This is a genomic window from Acinetobacter sp. JADD-222 (genome assembly GCF_049310645.1).
Map to the genome: position 1 here is coordinate 240,332 of NZ_JBMOWI010000003.1, position 15,991 is coordinate 256,322.

The 15,991-nt window shown below is 38.9% G+C and carries 16 protein-coding genes; 9 read left to right on the forward strand and 7 right to left on the reverse strand.

All coding sequences use genetic code 11. The features are described from left to right. Positions 1-27: 27 nt before the first annotated feature. Positions 28-681 (reverse strand): OmpA family protein, encoded by a 654-nt coding sequence (locus ACO6UW_RS04890; protein ID WP_009390536.1) that lies wholly within the window; start codon positions 679-681, stop codon positions 28-30. 246 nt (positions 682-927) lie between these two features. Between ACO6UW_RS04890 and ACO6UW_RS04895 the strand changes: the two genes are divergently transcribed. The 6 genes from ACO6UW_RS04895 (at position 928) to ACO6UW_RS04920 (ending at position 5,291) form a co-directional block, all read left to right on the forward strand. Next, complete coding sequence (locus ACO6UW_RS04895; RefSeq protein ID WP_057062205.1) at positions 928-1,854, forward strand: acyltransferase; 927 nt, start codon at positions 928-930, stop codon at positions 1,852-1,854. A gap of 16 nt (positions 1,855-1,870) precedes the next feature. Continuing rightward, entirely contained in the window at positions 1,871-2,917 is a 1,047-nt protein-coding gene (locus tag ACO6UW_RS04900; RefSeq protein WP_057062204.1) for a hypothetical protein, read from the forward strand. A gap of 120 nt (positions 2,918-3,037) precedes the next feature. Beyond that, positions 3,038-3,766 (forward strand): septum site-determining protein MinC, encoded by a 729-nt coding sequence (gene minC, locus ACO6UW_RS04905; protein ID WP_005075304.1) that lies wholly within the window; start codon positions 3,038-3,040, stop codon positions 3,764-3,766. Between the two features lie 66 nt (positions 3,767-3,832). Then, positions 3,833-4,645 carry a septum site-determining protein MinD gene (gene minD / locus ACO6UW_RS04910; RefSeq protein WP_002121719.1) on the forward strand — a complete coding sequence of 271 codons (813 nt, stop codon included), beginning with the start codon at positions 3,833-3,835 and terminating at the stop codon, positions 4,643-4,645. Between the two features lie 2 nt (positions 4,646-4,647). Then, positions 4,648-4,920 (forward strand): cell division topological specificity factor MinE, encoded by a 273-nt coding sequence (gene minE, locus ACO6UW_RS04915; RefSeq protein ID WP_000896934.1) that lies wholly within the window; start codon positions 4,648-4,650, stop codon positions 4,918-4,920. 83 nt (positions 4,921-5,003) lie between these two features. Further along, positions 5,004-5,291, forward strand: coding sequence for a PA4642 family protein (locus ACO6UW_RS04920; protein ID WP_005070896.1), 288 nt, complete (start codon positions 5,004-5,006; stop codon positions 5,289-5,291). Between the two features lie 40 nt (positions 5,292-5,331). Here the strand turns inward: ACO6UW_RS04920 and rhtC are convergent, their stop codons facing one another. Both rhtC and ACO6UW_RS04930 read right to left on the reverse strand, forming a co-directional pair. Further along, complete coding sequence (gene rhtC, locus ACO6UW_RS04925) at positions 5,332-5,952, reverse strand: threonine export protein RhtC (protein ID WP_005803155.1); 621 nt, start codon at positions 5,950-5,952, stop codon at positions 5,332-5,334. Positions 5,953-6,102: 150 nt separating this feature from the next. Next, a complete protein-coding gene (locus ACO6UW_RS04930) occupies positions 6,103-9,156 on the reverse strand; it encodes a DNA translocase FtsK (RefSeq protein WP_057062203.1) in 3,054 nt (1,017 codons plus the stop codon). Positions 9,157-9,425: 269 nt separating this feature from the next. Between ACO6UW_RS04930 and trxB the strand changes: the two genes are divergently transcribed. From trxB to ACO6UW_RS04945, 3 genes are all read left to right on the forward strand, one after another. After that, positions 9,426-10,373 (forward strand): thioredoxin-disulfide reductase, encoded by a 948-nt coding sequence (gene trxB, locus ACO6UW_RS04935; RefSeq protein ID WP_002121722.1) that lies wholly within the window; start codon positions 9,426-9,428, stop codon positions 10,371-10,373. A 122-nt stretch (positions 10,374-10,495) separates the two neighbouring features. Continuing rightward, positions 10,496-11,227 carry a leucyl/phenylalanyl-tRNA--protein transferase gene (gene aat / locus ACO6UW_RS04940; protein ID WP_057062202.1) on the forward strand — a complete coding sequence of 244 codons (732 nt, stop codon included), beginning with the start codon at positions 10,496-10,498 and terminating at the stop codon, positions 11,225-11,227. An 18-nt stretch (positions 11,228-11,245) separates the two neighbouring features. Beyond that, complete coding sequence (locus ACO6UW_RS04945) at positions 11,246-12,061, forward strand: arginyltransferase (RefSeq protein WP_004703325.1); 816 nt, start codon at positions 11,246-11,248, stop codon at positions 12,059-12,061. Here the strand turns inward: ACO6UW_RS04945 and rimI are convergent. The 4 genes from rimI to tuf form a co-directional block, all read right to left on the reverse strand. Then, positions 12,047-12,508: a ribosomal protein S18-alanine N-acetyltransferase gene (rimI, locus tag ACO6UW_RS04950; protein WP_057062201.1), complete on the reverse strand. Its 462-nt coding sequence runs from the start codon at positions 12,506-12,508 to the stop codon at positions 12,047-12,049. The two genes, ACO6UW_RS04945 and rimI, sit on opposite strands and share 15 nt — an antisense overlap. Positions 12,509-12,615: 107 nt before the next feature. Then, positions 12,616-13,491 carry a metal-dependent hydrolase gene (locus ACO6UW_RS04955; RefSeq protein ID WP_057076754.1) on the reverse strand — a complete coding sequence of 292 codons (876 nt, stop codon included), beginning with the start codon at positions 13,489-13,491 and terminating at the stop codon, positions 12,616-12,618. 235 nt (positions 13,492-13,726) lie between these two features. Next, complete coding sequence (locus tag ACO6UW_RS04960; RefSeq protein ID WP_057062199.1) at positions 13,727-14,608, reverse strand: metal-dependent hydrolase; 882 nt, start codon at positions 14,606-14,608, stop codon at positions 13,727-13,729. A 204-nt stretch (positions 14,609-14,812) separates the two neighbouring features. After that, positions 14,813-15,991 (reverse strand): elongation factor Tu (gene tuf / locus ACO6UW_RS04965; protein WP_017399900.1); only part of this gene is annotated, 1,179 nt, incomplete at its 5' end.

The following is a 15,991-nucleotide window of genomic DNA, read 5'->3' on the forward strand; positions in this document are numbered from 1 at the left end:
GTGGTTTTTGAAACAATAAACTAGATCTTATTGTTTAGCATAAATGCTGATTTCTACACGGCGGTTTTGTTCACGGCCAGATGCAGTTGAGTTATCTGCGATCGGGTTAGATGAACCATAACCTTGCGCGTCGATACGGCTAGCAGATACACCTTGGCTAGCTAAGTAACTACGTACTGATTGAGCGCGTGCTTGCGATAATGGAATGTTGATAGAGTCATTACCAGTGTTATCAGTATAACCAGTTACAAGAATTGCACTCTTGTTATCTTCAGCCAAAGTTTGAGCCACTTTGTTCAAAGTTGCGTAGAAGTTTGGCTTGATGTTTGATTTGTTTGTATCAAAAGTAATGCTACCAGGCATGATCAATTGAACAGAACCATCTGGGTTACGGCCAACGTCTACACCAGTACCCGCCATTTGTTGACGTAATTTTTTCTCTTTCTGGTCAAGATATACACCACCAGCAGCACCAAGAACTGCACCAATTGCCGCAGCACGGTTGTTTTGACGGCTAGAGTTTGCATTTGATTTAGAAATACCATAACCAGCTGCTGCACCAATTAAAGTACCTAATGCGGTTTTATCGTATTCAACGCCACCAAGATTATTACCAGTTGTTTGACAACCAGAAAGAACTACTGCTGCCCCTACCACTGTTGAAATAACTAATGCACGCATTGCATGCCTCCTCACTTTGTGTGTTTTGTTGTCTGAATGAATAATGAAACAAAAAGGAAGTATAAAACATTGATATTTTGTTAATAATAAATAGTTTAGTTATGTTTTTGTAATATTTTGATGCACTTTAAGATGCTAGCTCATCACAATTTCTTCATTGTTGTCTAAGATAACGTTGTATTTCATATTATGACAGTTATAGTTGAACAACTTTTCTATGGATTTGAGACATTCGGGGTCTTTTATATGTCAACTGCACCCAATAAACAATCTGCGCTAAAAAAAATTACACGTGGACTCACTGTAGGTACAGTCATTACAGGAAGTACTTTTTTTCATGGTCCTCCTGTTCTTGCATTAGGTCTGACCAAGCTATTAAAAAAATCATCAAAAATAGATGAGACTAATATTCAAATTACAAATAGCTGGCTAGGGGTAAATAATTGGCTCATTGACCATGTTCTACCCAATCTAAAATGGGACATTACCATTGATGAAGGACTTGATCTGAATATGCAAGGTCGTTATTTAATGACCTGTAATCATCAAAGCTGGGTAGACACGACTGTAAATCAATATTTTGGTTTAACTCGTATGCCCCTTACCCGTTTCTTTACTAAGTGGGAACTTATCTTCATTCCTTTTGTTGGGCAAGCATTTAAAATCTTAGGCTTCCCAATGATGAAACGTCACACCAAAGAACAGATCGCGAAGAATCCTGAACTTAAAGACCGTGACATGATAGAAGCGCGTAAAGCCTGTGAGCAGCTTTTAAGTCAACCCTTCACATTATTAAATTATTTGGAAGGTACTCGTTTTACTCAAGAAAAACATGACCAGCAAAAATCCCCTTATAAGCATTTACTAAAACCCAAAGCAGGTGGCTTGGCGCTTGCATTAAATATCTTGGGTGACAAAATTGATGCTTTGGTTGATATGACTATTGTCTATCCTGATGGCGTACCAGGGTATAGCGATTTCTGGCTCGGGGACGTTTCAAAAATTGCGGTCAACTTACGTAAAATTGAAATTCCAGACTGGGTACTTGGCGGCAACTATGAAGATGATGCGGCTTATCGTGAACGTTTTCAGCAATGGGTTCATGACATTTGGACCGAAAAAGATCAACTTATTGAGCAAATGAAGTCTCAATATACCACTGCAAATATTTAAGAAAGCACCCGTTATTATGCAAAACAGTTCTGGGAAAAAAACGAAATACCATCATGTAGACCCAAACAGCCTTTCATTTAAGCTGTTTTTGGTCTACGACATCTTTATGGTGTTTATTATCATTTTTAACTTGTTCTGTCTTGCAACTAATTTCTTTTTAATGAGCAGTATTGGGGCATGGTTCTTCGAACATATTCACTTGCCCCAAGTACTCAGCTTTTATCGTACTTCACTACATCCTTGGGTGATTACGTCAGAAGCTTGGTTTATTGGTTTTTTAATTATTGAGCTGCTTGTACGCTGGGCTATTGCGATCATCAATAAGCACCATAAGCGTTGGTTCTTTTTTCCTTTTATTCACTGGTATGAAATTTTAGCTATTATTCCTCAGCTCCGTTTTTTACGTTTATTCCGCGCTGGGATTATTGCTTACCGTTTACATGAGTTGGGCTATCCAGTTGTTCCGGAAAGCTGGCGGAAAACTGGGCTATTTTATTATCGCGTCGTAATGGAAGAATTATCTGACCGCGTTGTAATTACCGTGATTGATGGTATTAGATATGAACTTGGAACAAGTTCTAGCCATAAACAGATTATTCACGACTTGGTTAATCATCATCGTGAGCAATTTACTGTCGCTCTAACCGCATTATTACAAGAGTCTTTAGCGACTGCTTTAAAAGAACAAAAACCTGCTATTACAAAAAGTGTGGGCAAAATTGTAGATCAAGCCATTATTGATACGCCTGAGCTAACTCAATTATTACGATTAATTCCTTTAGTCGGGGGCCGCATTGAACAGCAAATTCAAAGCATTGGTCAAAGATTAGGTGAAAATATTAGTGCAGGTTTAATTGAACCTTTAATTGAGGGATCTCAAGATACTCCAAATCCCACTTATCAATTAATTTCTCAAAGAATAAGTGAAATAAATATTAATAATCGTCAGCTTGAGCAATTGGTTGAATCTATCGTGTTTGAAACACTGGAGTCTGTACGCAAACAAGTTAAGGTCAAACAATGGCAACAAACCCTTGCGGAGTATGATCGAATCAAAGAATAAGCATTTATTTAATTTTTTATGAATCACGCTAGAGAATTGGCACGAATTGTTCTAGCATTTGCCCTATTTACAATAAACTTAACGATATTACAGCTCGTTTAACGCCTTGAAGGAAGACTTATGGCTGATATACGGATTACCGGCAGAATGGTTAACTTTAGCAGGATAACCTTCGATACCAATGATCATGATGTGATCCGCCAGCAATTATCAAATATTTTAAATGAAGGTTCCTATCAAGGAACTTTAGTGATTATTGACAGTACAGTTGAGCAAGAGTTAATTGCATTGATTCAACTTCTGGTGAGCTTGGGTTTACAACCAATGGCGGTAATCGACGGTATTTTAGGAGATGAGGCTCGCGCTATTCAATTCCCTGTTTTACCGGCAGATCAACCATTACAACGCATTAAAGCGACAGCTGAACAAGTGGCTATTGTGGAAAAACCTGCTACAGCTCCTGCCTCGTCTTCAGCAGAAACAAAAAAACCACTAAACAAGATAGCGGTCGCTCATATTACCTCTTATCATGATGAAATTTTGCGTACAGGCCAATCCCTTGTACAAGATAACGGCGATATTATTTTAAAGGCTGGCATGAATAGTGGTTCCGAGGTGATCGCTTCAGGAAATATACATATTTATGGCACAGTTCGTGGTAGAGTCATTGCTGGTGCGGGCGGGCACGCAGCTGCACGCATTTTTTGCCAATCTTTAGAGGCTGAGCTCGTTTCCATTGCCGGAACGTATTGTGTCGCAGATGATATCCCTAAACATGTGGTAAAAAAACCAGTACATATTTATTTAAATGAAAAGCAAGAGCTTGAATTTGAAGCTCTAGAACTTTAATTTATTAAGCAAATCACCAAAAAACAGCCCTTTTAAGGGTGTATGACCATAATAGGAGTGGATTCGGTGGCCAAAATTGTTGTCGTAACATCAGGCAAAGGTGGTGTAGGTAAAACTACAACGAGCGCATCTTTTGCAACAGGTTTAGCCCTTCGTGGTCATAAAACTGTTGTGATTGATTTTGATGTAGGCTTACGTAACCTTGATTTGATTATGGGTTGTGAGCGTCGTGTTGTATATGATTTCGTTAATGTTATTAATAATGAAGCACGTCTGCAACAAGCCCTTATTCGCGATAAAGATATCGAAAACCTTTATATTTTACCGGCTTCACAAACACGTGATAAAGATGCGTTGAGCGACGAAGGTGTTGCTCGAGTTATTGATGAGTTATCTCAAGAGTTTGATTACATCATTTGTGACTCACCTGCAGGGATCGAGCGTGGCGCGATTTTAGCCATGTATCATGCAGATGAAGCAATCATTGTAACAAACCCTGAAATCTCTTCAGTACGTGACTCTGACCGTATTATTGGTATGTTAGATAGCAAGACCAAGAAAGTTGAACACAACGAAGGGCGTATACGTAAACATTTATGTATTACACGTTTTAACCCGGAACGTGCTGACCGTCAGGAAATGCTGACAATTGATGATATTTCTAAAGATATTTTACGCGTACCGACATTAGGTGTTATTCCAGAATGTCCAAGTGTATTACAAGCATCAAACGAAGGTAAGCCAGTTATTCTGTATTCAGAAACTAAAGCTGGTCAGGGGTATGATGATTTGGTTGCACGCTTCCTTGGCGAAGACCGTCCTTATCGACACATCACAGCTCAACCTAAAGGCTGGTTAGCACGACTATTTGGAGCGTAGATATGGCAGGATTCTGGAGTAAATTATTTAGCAGCGAAGAAAAACCATCAAGTGCTCAAACTGCCAAAGATCGTTTGAAAGTTATTGTTGCTTCTGAACAAGGTTTAGGCCGCCGTTTAAGCCAAGACAAAATTGATCAGATGAAAAAAGAAATCATGCAAGTGGTTAGCCGTTATGTTAGCGGTGTAGGTGAACAGCATATCCAAATGCAAGTTCGCTCTGAAGCTAATATCGAAATGTTAGAAATGAATATCAATTTACCTGAAGAACGATAATTCTATTTCTGACTATTCAATAAATCAGAATCAAGGCAAAATAACGCAAGTTATTTTGCCTTTTTTAAAATGAGGAGATTGTCATGGCATTATCACAGCCAGCAACTTTCAATGAAGAATGGTCCGATGAGCGTGTTTTTGCCTACCTCAACCAACTTCCTCCAAGTGGTGTGAATGCAGATTTTCATGTGCTCTACCATGCATTCAAACATATGCGCCCAACAGACTATGAGCGTCTTTTAAAGCAATTTATTGCGGACGGACGCGATATTAATGCCAAAGATCCTGAAGGCCAACGCATCCATGATGTAATTGCTAAGTTTCCGCGTCAATCAGCACCATTTTTAGAAGTTCTAGCAAAGTTTGCTTAAAATAAAAAGCCTCTAAAAGAGGCTTTTTTCTTATCTAGACTTATCGATTACCAATCAGGAAAATACCAAACACGGTAAAAATACCACCCGAAATACCATCAATCCATTTTGAAAAATTACGATAAGCTGCTCTAAAACTTGGTAGTGAAAAAATAAAAGTCACAAAGCAGAACCATAAAATTGTCTCGACTGTGACAATAATAAAGAGTAGCCAGTGAACCTGATCAAGTTGAGGATTAGCTAAAAATAAAGAGAAAACACTACCAAAATAAATAACAGCTTTTGGATTTGATAGATTGGTTATCAAACCTTTAATAAAAAATAAGTAAGGTGCTTTTGGGAGCTCAACAGCAACATTGCCCTCTTGCTCATTTTTTGAAAAAGCTGAACGTAGCATCTGATAGCCCAACCAACATAGATATAAGCCACCAGCAATGAGCAACCCTTGCTTTAACCAAGCCATTTTTTCAAAGATAAGATTTAGCCCCATCAGTGCCAAGCACGCCCAAAACATAACACCCGCCGTTATACCAGCAACGACCAGCATAGCGTCTTTACGAGACCGGCTAATGGCAGTTTGAGATACAAGGAAAAAATCAGGCCCGGGAGTAATAAGTGCGCAAAAGTGAATAAAGGCTAAAGTAATCAGAGCTAATAGCATGTCTTTCTCCTGATTTAATTCATTGTTATTTATTTAGGGAAAATACATTAGCATTTTTTTACTAGACGATAAAATCTTTAAGTCATTTATAAATAGGTTCACTTTATTTAAGTTATAAAAAAGCCTCCGAAGAGGCTTAAATTATACGTATTAAACTAGAATATCCCGCTTACCATTAGGGCCCATTGAGCTCACAATGCCGTTCTCTTCCATTTGATCAATAATACGAGCAGCACGGTTATAACCAAGGCTAAATTTGCGCTGTAGCGAAGATGTAGACGCTTTTCGAGTTTCTAATACGAATGACACACATTGATCATAAAGTGCATCTCGGTCAGAACCACCCTCACCCTCTTCAAAGCCACGTGATGCAGGCTCTTCATCAAATGGAGTCAAGATTTCATCAATATAATCAGGCTCGCCACGCTCACGCCAAGCATCACAAATACGGTTTACTTCATCATCACTAATGAAAGCACCATGCACACGTTCCGGCTCAATTTTACCAGGACCTAAGAACAGCATATCACCATGACCTAACAAGTCTTCTGCACCACCAGCATCCAAAATAGTACGTGAGTCAATTTTACTGTTTACACGTAGTGCTACACGCGTTGGAATATTGGCTTTAATCAAACCGGTAATAACATCAACAGAGGGACGTTGAGTTGCAAGCAATAAGTGAATACCAGCAGCACGAGATTTTTGCGCCAAACGGGTAATCATTTCTTCTGCTTTTTTACCCACTTGCATAATCATGTCGGCGAACTCATCCGCAACAATGACAATAGATGGTAATGGCGTTAAACGAGGTGCACGTTCTTGTGTCGCAGAATCACTTGGTTTCCAAGTCGGATCAATTAAGTCTTCACCATTCGCAATCGCTTCTTCAACTTTACGGTTGTAGTCACTTAATTTACGAATTTTTAAGAACGACATAAGCTTATAACGACGTTCCATTTCATTCACACACCAGTTCAAAGCACTTACCGCATCTTTCATGTCAGTAACGACTGGAGTTAATAAATGTGGAATATCATTATAGTTTGCAAGTTCGAGCTGTTTTGGATCGATTAAAATTAAACGTAATTGGTCAGGCGTATATTTAAGTAACATCGATAAAATCATCGAGTTGACCGCAACCGATTTACCAGAACCTGTCGTACCAGCAACCAACATATGTGGTGCTTTCGCTAAATCAGTGAGTACAGGATTACCTGAAATATCTTTACCCATCGCCATACTAATTAATGCACTTGGGTCGCGATATGTTGGTGTTTCCAATAACTCAATCAAACGCACCATTTCACGGGCACTGTTTGGCACTTCAATACCAATGTATGGTTTACCAGGAATAACTTCGACCACACGTACGGATGCCATCGACATTGAACGTGCCAAGTCACGTGAGATATTCGTTACCTTAGAAGCTTTAACACCCGGCGCCAAATCTAACTCAAAGCGAGTTACAACTGGTCCTGGTTGAGCCTCTACCACCTGTGCTTTAACGTTAAATTCTTGCAATTTAATTTCAAGCAATTCAGACAAACGTGAAAGTTGCTCTTCAGTAAAGTTGACTTTCTTATTTGGATCAACCTTATCAAGTAGGTCAAGGCCCGGTAAAGTTGGTAAATCCAAACGCTTCTTAGCAACTTGCATTGCACGAGACATTGGGCGGCCTGATGCATCTGTTAACGGTGCATCAAAATCGAAATCGTCTTCATCAAAATCAGCATTTTCCTGCGGTTTTCCAGCAGTCTCCTGCCAAGCTTCGATAAACTCTTCTTTTGAAAGTTTGTCGGCCTGAATAGTCGTTTGGATAGGAGCTTTTACAAATGCTGAAGATTGCGCATAACTACTTGCTCTTACAGGTTCAGCTGGAGCAATGTCTTCATCTATTAATAAATCATCAAAATCTTCAAAGACTTGTTCGTTTGCTAAATTTTTAGGTGATTGATTTAAATTTGAAATATTTGAAGATGTTTCATTCGCAATATTAACAGATTGCGAAGTTGGTTCGGCTTCTACATGGTGATCTTGAACAAATGGTGTATGCACATCTGTTGCAGTTTTACTGTTTGGAACCGCGGCAAGCAACTCATCAAAAATCTCATCATCATTCCAATCAAGACCATGTAAGTCTTGTTTAGATGATGGTTGATTTTGATTTACTTGAGAAATTGTTTGCTGAAATTGCTCATGAGTAGGAACTTGTTCTATCTCTGTCGAATCATCAGCAGCTCTTAAAAGCGCATCAATTTCTTGCTTATGACTCGCATCATCACGCTGTAAAGCACGCCATACTTCGCCAGTCGCAACTAAACGTTGGCTATCTCGTTCAAGTTTATGGGCCTGTTCAAGCGTATGCTCAAAGTTCTGAGTATTTGCAACTGGTGTATCTGCAACAGGTTCAGGTCGGCTCTGCTCTTTCGCTAGCACATCTGCAAATAAGCGCTCAGCAACCGCATCATGTCGCGTTGTGGTAGATTGCGGTTGAGTTGATTCAGATTGAACTGATGCTTCTTTCTCATCTGAAGCATTCGCATTCGTTTCTACATTGTCAGCAACTTTAACCGCGGCTGCTTTGTTGGCAGGTTGAGTTGTTAAGTCATAATCCGATTCATTCGGAGATACGTTCTTATAAAATAAATCTTGTAAATAACTTGGTGTAGCTTTGAGCGTAACCCATGTTTTACTCCATTGCACCCCAAATGCAAGAGTAAACAACACGACCCCGAAAACCAGTAAAAATAAGGTTGCACCGTAAATTGTTAACAACTGAGATAGGCTTTGACCTAACTCATAACCAATAATTCCCCCAGCTGCATTATCTAAAGTATCTGCCGGCACATTCCAGTGTAAATAAAGTAAGCTAGATACAACTAAAATTAAGAAGAATTGTGCAGCATAACGAAATGGGCGGTTTAGGAAACTACGTGGCCACCAAACCTGAATTGCTTCAATGAAAAGGAAAATTGGAATAAGCAAACTTGCCCATCCTAAAAAACCAAACAGCAAATCTGCAATCCATGCGCCAGCAATACCACTTGCATTGGATACTTGCTGAGTATCACTGGAAATATGCATCCAGCCCGGGTCAAATGGTGTATATGTTACTGTTGCCAGAAACATATAAATACCAAAAGAAACCAAGAATAATGTCATCAATAAGCGCTGTGCATAAACACTTGACACCGCAGTCATATACTGTCCTGTAACCCATTTAATTATTGGTTTAGAGATGTGAAGAACTATATTTTAGATCTTCAACGAATGAACTTTATATTATGCACCTGTTCTTACAAAAAAGGTGCATGATTCTTTACAGTTGTTGTTAACATAAGGCACTTCTATATTGTTATATAACTTAATTCGATTGACCTGATCAATATTATCCACATTGATTTAACGCTATTGATCGGCAAATTCACGTATAATTTTCAAAATTCTCGAAATAAATAAGGATACCCTCAATGAGTGCTCGTCATTCTCGGTTAATTATTCTCGGTTCTGGCCCTGCGGGCTATAGTGCAGCAGTATATGCAGCGCGTGCAAACCTTAAACCTACTTTAATTGCAGGTTTACAACTAGGTGGGCAACTTACAACAACAACCGAAGTTGACAACTGGCCGGGCGATCCTGAAGGTTTAACAGGTCCTGCATTAATGGATCGTATGCAAGCACATGCTGAACGCTTTGGTACAGAACTCGTCTATGACCATATTAACGAAGTGGACTTAAATGTACGTCCTTTTGTTCTTAAAGGTGATATGGAAGAGTACACATGTGACGCTTTGATTATTGCAACTGGTGCTACAGCTCAATATCTTGGTTTAGAGTCTGAACAAAACTTTATGGGCCAAGGTGTAAGCGCATGTGCAACATGTGACGGTTTCTTCTACAAAAACCAAAAAGTAATGGTTGTAGGTGGTGGTAACACTGCTGTTGAAGAAGCACTTTATTTATCAAATATTGCTTCACATGTAACGTTAGTACACCGCCGTGATACTTTACGTTCTGAAAAGATTTTGCAAGATCATTTATTTGCCAAAGAAAAAGAAGGCAAAATCAGCATTATCTGGAACCACGAAGTTGAAGAAGTATTGGGTGACAATACTGGCGTAACCAGTGTTCGCCTTAAATCAACTCAAGATGATTCTAAGCAAGACGTAGAGGTTCATGGTCTATTCGTAGCAATTGGTCACAAGCCAAACACTGGAATGTTTGAAGGCCAGTTAAACCTACGTGATGGCTACATCCAAGTGCAAAGCGGTACCTCTGGTAATGCAACAGCGACTTCTGTAGCTGGTGTTTTTGCTGCTGGTGATGTCGCTGACAGCATTTATCGCCAAGCGATTACTTCTGCTGGGTCTGGCTGTATGGCGGCTCTAGATGCTGAAAAATATCTAGATAATCTTTAATTAATAGATTTCTAGAGTTTAAAAACAGCCGTTCTTATAACGGCTGTTTTTTTAGAATAATGACTAGCTGACATATATTAATTTTTATAGCATAACCTTAAAGCTCATCTTATTTTGTTTCTATGAATACACTTCCACTTTCTCAATTCATTTTTCCTGACCCGATTGAAGCTGACCCAGATGGGCATGGTTTAATTTGTATCGGAGCGGACCTCTCCCCTTCTACACTATTTGAAGCTTACACCCATGGTCTTTTTCCTTGGTTTAATGAAGATGAGCCTATTTGTTGGTGGAGTCCAGAACCCCGTTGCGTGATCTACCCTCAAAACTACAAGCCCAGCAAGTCATTACTGAGAAATATGAAAAAACATGACTATGCAATTACGGTTAATCATGCCTTTGAACAAGTTATTCGCTCTTGCTCTTTGCCAAGAAGTTATGCAGACGAAACATGGATTAGTGAAGATATTATTCAAGGCTACTGTGAGATGTTTAACGCGGGCTACGGTTACAGTATTGAAGTATGGCAACAAGAGAAGCTTGTAGGAGGTTTATATGGTGTTACGATTGGCAAAGGGTGTTTTGGTGAGTCAATGTTTAGCAACGAAACCGATGTTTCAAAAATGGCTTTTTATACATTAATGCTCATAGGACAAGAAAATCAGCTACCATGGATAGACTGCCAACTCGTAAACAGTCACTTAATTAGTCTGGGAGCCAGTACACTTTCTCGTCAAGACTACTTAAAATCGTTACAAGATGTAATTATTCACCCCTCTATCAATTGGAAAAAGTATCAAGAACGTGTATTTTCAAGTAAAACAATAGCATTAGATGCAAAATTAATGGAATGATAACAGGAGGGACCAATCATGAAATCATATCACCCGAAGTCCCTTTTAAATGATCTGCAGTATTATATTACTCCACCTCATGATTGTAGCTATCTAGAAAATAAATCAGCACGCATGGTGTTTTTAGATCCCATCCATCGAATTGATGTGGTCACTCTTTCAGAACTTTCTCGTTTAGGCTTTCGCCGTAGTGGTGACTTTGTTTATCGCCCTGAATGTCATTTATGTAGACAATGTCTGTCTTGTCGTGTTCCAGTTGCCGATTTTCAAATGAACAGCATGCAAAAAAAAGCATGGAAACGAAATCAAGATCTCACCATGACTGTTCTACCTACGCGACAAGCAGCTCAAATTCATTATGATTTATACGAACGCTATATTAATGAACGCCATGCAGATGGTGATATGTTTCCACCAAGTCTAGATCAGTTTGAAAAGTTTTTAGTACATAGCTGCACAGATAGTTTTTTTCTTGAGCTTTGGAAAGACAATCGGCTCATTAGCGTTTCTACTTGTGATTTAATGGATGATGGGCTATCGGCTGTCTATACATTCTTTGATCCCGATGAGCATCGCAGATCACTTGGTGTTTACTCTATTCTTAACCAAATTGAATATGTGAAATCGCTCGGTTTAGAATATCTCTACTTAGGCTATTGGGTGCCTCATTCAGCCAAAATGAACTATAAATCGCAATATACCCCTTTAGAACTTCTGCTCGATGGGCAATGGCGCCGTTTAAACAGGTCATTATCACCAGAGGAAATTCAACAGCTAGGTACGTCTCTTATGACTACGTTACCTTCTGAATGGAATAATTTAATCATTAAATAAAGATGCGAAATCATCTGTACAGGTTTTTACCATAATAACCGCATGTTCCCGCCCACCATCTTGCGTAGGATAATAATTGCGACGCAGGTCAATTTGGTGAAAGCCTGTTTTTTCATATAAACCAATAGCAGCTTTATTACTTTCACGGACTTCTAAAAAGATTTGTACTGGCTGATTTTCTAATTTTTCAATTGATGCACTTAATAACTTATATCCTAAACCCTGCCCTTGCATTTTAGGATCAACGGCCATGAGTAACAAATTAGCTTCATCTAAAACAGGCTGTAAAATACAAAACCCAACCACTCTGTTTTGTGACTCAATCACTGTGCATTGATAAGAATTCAAAGATTCAATAAATTGCTGTCTTGACCACGGATGTGTTTGTACTGATTTTTCAATTTTAACGACAATATCCACATCAGTGTTTTGCATAATACGAATCATGAGTTTCAACGCAATGAAGATTCTAAAGTAGTGCGTATTATAAAAACTTCCCACGAAAAAACGAGCAAAAAAAAGGACAATTGAATTGTCCCTTTTTTCAGTATTTATTAAAGACCTAATTTTTCACGCCAAGTTGCCAACAATGCTGTGGTATCCGAATCATTTGGATGAAATTTTGGTCTTAAAAAATCAAGTAACTCTGGAATTTGACGAGTCATAAAACCTTTACGACCATACATGAACTTAAGCATGTACTTCGTATCTTTCCAAGTTAATTTATCATCAGTTTTAAGTAACTTAGCAGTAAAATAAGACTGCGTTGCGAAGATTAATGCTATTGCAATAATTAAGGCTGTTGAACGCATAAAATAAGCTTTCGGACCTTGTCCATACATACTGGTATACACATCAAATGCGACAGCTTTATGTTCATTTTCTTCAACTGCATGCCACATCCACAAATGATACATAGTGTCGTCTTGGAACATGGCCTGAATTTCAGGGTTTTGTAAAAGTTCAGCTGCAATGGTCGATGTAAAATGTTCTAGTGCACATGTTCCAGTCAAATCAATCATTTCTTTGGTATAGCCAAAAGGTTTCATTAATTTGGTTACAACAGCTGTACCCATCTTAATGACTTTTCCTGTTTGCTTTTCCATATGACGCACATCATAACCATAAGCCTGTGCTGAAGCATTAAATGCTAAATGCTCTTTGGAGTGCATCGCTTCTTGACCAATAAAAGCACTAATTTCTTTTTGAAGATCTGGATCAGCAAGCTTTGGATCATTTCGAACAGCACGCGTACTATTTACAAAGAACTGCTCACCTTCTGGAAAAAGGGCAGATAATGCTGTCATAAAATGTGTTAATGCTGCATCATAATTTGCCCAATAACGTGGGACCTGAGCAAATTCAAAATCCATACGACGCACAGGGAAACTAGCGCCAGCACGATTGGAAATATTTACCTTAGCATTCATCTCAGACTCCTTTTAAGTGAATAGCTAATTCACATATAACTTTATTTATTTTCTTAATATTTATAATCATACGTCTTTCGATGTACCAATTAAGTGCAGATGAGGACAGAGAAATATCACATGAGGTCATTCATAGACACATAAAGGTGCAATATCTGCTCCAAGATCTCTTTAAAATAATTATATAAAAATAAAAAAGGGCCACTATCGGCCCTTTATAAATCATGAATTAAATCTATAAACCTAATTTTGCTTTCCATGTTTTCAATAGACCAACGGTATCTAGATCATTTGGATGAAAGCCAGGTTTAAAGTAAGCTAACATTTCTTTAGCCATACCACTAATAATACCTTTAGATGGGCTATATCCGTATTTATAAATTACTGATAGTTCATCTAAATTCAACTTGTTGTCTTGCTTTAATAAACGAAGCACAAAGGATGACTGGATTAAAAAGATTAAAGTCATAGCAAATACCAAAGAACTGGTTCGTAACGCATAAGCTTTTATGCCTTTACCAAACACACCTTCGTACACATCATAAGCTACGGCTTTATGCTCATTTTCTTCAATCGCATGCCAATACCACATGGTTGACATTGTCTCATCTGTCATAAGCTCTTGAATGTGCTTATTGACCAATAATTGCGAAGCAATAGTAGCGGTAAAATGCTCAAGAGCCGTTGTAGCAGTCAAATCAACCATTTCTTTTGTCATACCGAAAGGTTTGACAATTTTTACAAAAGTTTTAATTGCTGTTTGAATTGCCGTATCGGTAAATTTCTCTAACGTTTCTACATCATGACCAAACTTTTGAGCAGAAGCGTTGAAGTTTACATGCTCTTGAGTATGCATTGCTTCTTGCCCTATGAAAGCACTAATCTCTTTTTGGAGCGCTTCATCATCTTTAATAGCTGGGTGATAACGTACTGCTCGTACACTATCTATAAAGAATTTCTCACCAGCTGGAAACAATGCTGACAATGCAGTCATAAAATGTGTGAGTCCAGCAGAACCATTCATCCAATATTCTGGTACATCATTAAAGTCAAAATTCATACGACGTACTGGAAAGCTTGCGCCTGCACGATTCATAATATTCACTTTAGCATTCATACCCAAAGCTCCTTAGTAAGTAACCCTTGTTACTCAAACTTTATTGTTCGTTTTCTTGATTCTTATCATACAAAGTTAATAAAAAGGATTAAGGGGAAATAATGACATTGAAATATCAGTTAGGGCCAGCCTTTATAGTGATTGTTAGACAATTAAATATAAAAAAAGCGCTCTAAAAAGAGCGCTTTTTTTCACTGAAAGTGATTATGCAGTTACTTTCGCAACAACACCAGCACCTACAGTACGACCACCTTCACGGATCGCAAAACGTAGACCTGGGTCCATTGCGATTGGGTGGATTAATTCTACTGACATTTCAACGTTGTCGCCTGGCATAACCATTTCAACGCCGTCTTGTAATTGGATTGCACCAGTTACGTCAGTTGTACGGAAGTAGAACTGTGGACGGTAACCATTTAAGAATGGAGTGTGACGACCACCTTCTTCTTTAGAAAGTACGTATACTTCTGCGTCGAATTTAGTGTGCGGCTTGATTGTACCTGGTTTAGCAAGTACTTGACCACGTTGTACGTCTTCACGCTTAGTACCACGAAGTAAGATACCACAGTTCTCACCTGCACGGCCTTCGTCAAGAAGTTTACGGAACATTTCTACGCCAGTTACAGTTGTTTTAACTGTATCTTTAATACCAACGATCTCTACTTCTTCACCAACTTTAACGATACCAGCTTCTACACGGCCTGTTACTACAGTACCACGACCAGAAATTGAGAATACGTCTTCGATTGGCATTAAGAACGCTTTGTCGATAGCACGTTCTGGTTCTGGGATGTAAGAGTCAAGCGCTTCAACAAGAGCAAGAACTGAAGACTCACCATATTGACCAGCATCGCCTTCCAACGCTTTAAGCGCAGAACCACGGATAACTGGAGTGTCATCACCAGGGAAGTCATAAGTAGAAAGAAGTTCACGAACTTCCATTTCTACTAATTCAAGTAATTCTTCATCATCAACAAGGTCACACTTGTTCAAGAATACGATGATGTAAGGTACACCAACCTGACGAGAAAGAAGGATGTGTTCACGAGTTTGTGGCATTGGACCGTCAGTCGCAGCACACACAAGGATCGCGCCGTCCATCTGAGCAGCACCAGTAATCATGTTTTTAACGTAATCGGCGTGGCCCGGGCAGTCAACGTGCGCGTAGTGACGAATTGGAGAATCGTATTCTACGTGTGAAGTATTAATTGTAATACCACGTGCTTTTTCTTCAGGTGCTGAGTCGATTTGTGAGTAATCTTTCGCTTCACCGCCGTAAGTTTTTGCACAGATAGTTGCAATCGCAGCAGTTAAAGTTGTTTTACCATGGTCAACGTGACCGATTGTGCCCACGTTTACGTGTGGCTTATTACGTTCAAACTT

Bases quoted from the DNA above. Each gene is read 5' to 3' on its own strand.
- rimI (WP_057062201.1), bottom strand. From the start codon at position 12,508: ATGATTCGTATTATGCAAAACACTGATGTGGATATTGTCGTTAAAATT.
- ACO6UW_RS04945 (WP_004703325.1), top strand. From the start codon at position 11,246: ATGAAATCATATCACCCGAAGTCCCTTTTAAATGATCTGCAGTATTAT.
- ACO6UW_RS04955 (WP_057076754.1), bottom strand. From the start codon at position 13,491: ATGAATGCTAAGGTAAATATTTCCAATCGTGCTGGCGCTAGTTTCCCT.
- ACO6UW_RS04930 (WP_057062203.1), bottom strand. From the start codon at position 9,156: ATGACTGCGGTGTCAAGTGTTTATGCACAGCGCTTATTGATGACATTA.
- minC (WP_005075304.1), top strand. From the start codon at position 3,038: ATGGCTGATATACGGATTACCGGCAGAATGGTTAACTTTAGCAGGATA.
- aat (WP_057062202.1), top strand. From the start codon at position 10,496: ATGAATACACTTCCACTTTCTCAATTCATTTTTCCTGACCCGATTGAA.
- ACO6UW_RS04920 (WP_005070896.1), top strand. From the start codon at position 5,004: ATGGCATTATCACAGCCAGCAACTTTCAATGAAGAATGGTCCGATGAG.
- ACO6UW_RS04890 (WP_009390536.1), bottom strand. From the start codon at position 681: ATGCGTGCATTAGTTATTTCAACAGTGGTAGGGGCAGCAGTAGTTCTT.
- ACO6UW_RS04900 (WP_057062204.1), top strand. From the start codon at position 1,871: ATGCAAAACAGTTCTGGGAAAAAAACGAAATACCATCATGTAGACCCA.
- trxB (WP_002121722.1), top strand. From the start codon at position 9,426: ATGAGTGCTCGTCATTCTCGGTTAATTATTCTCGGTTCTGGCCCTGCG.
- ACO6UW_RS04895 (WP_057062205.1), top strand. From the start codon at position 928: ATGTCAACTGCACCCAATAAACAATCTGCGCTAAAAAAAATTACACGT.
- ACO6UW_RS04960 (WP_057062199.1), bottom strand. From the start codon at position 14,608: ATGAATGCTAAAGTGAATATTATGAATCGTGCAGGCGCAAGCTTTCCA.
- minE (WP_000896934.1), top strand. From the start codon at position 4,648: ATGGCAGGATTCTGGAGTAAATTATTTAGCAGCGAAGAAAAACCATCA.
- rhtC (WP_005803155.1), bottom strand. From the start codon at position 5,952: ATGCTATTAGCTCTGATTACTTTAGCCTTTATTCACTTTTGCGCACTT.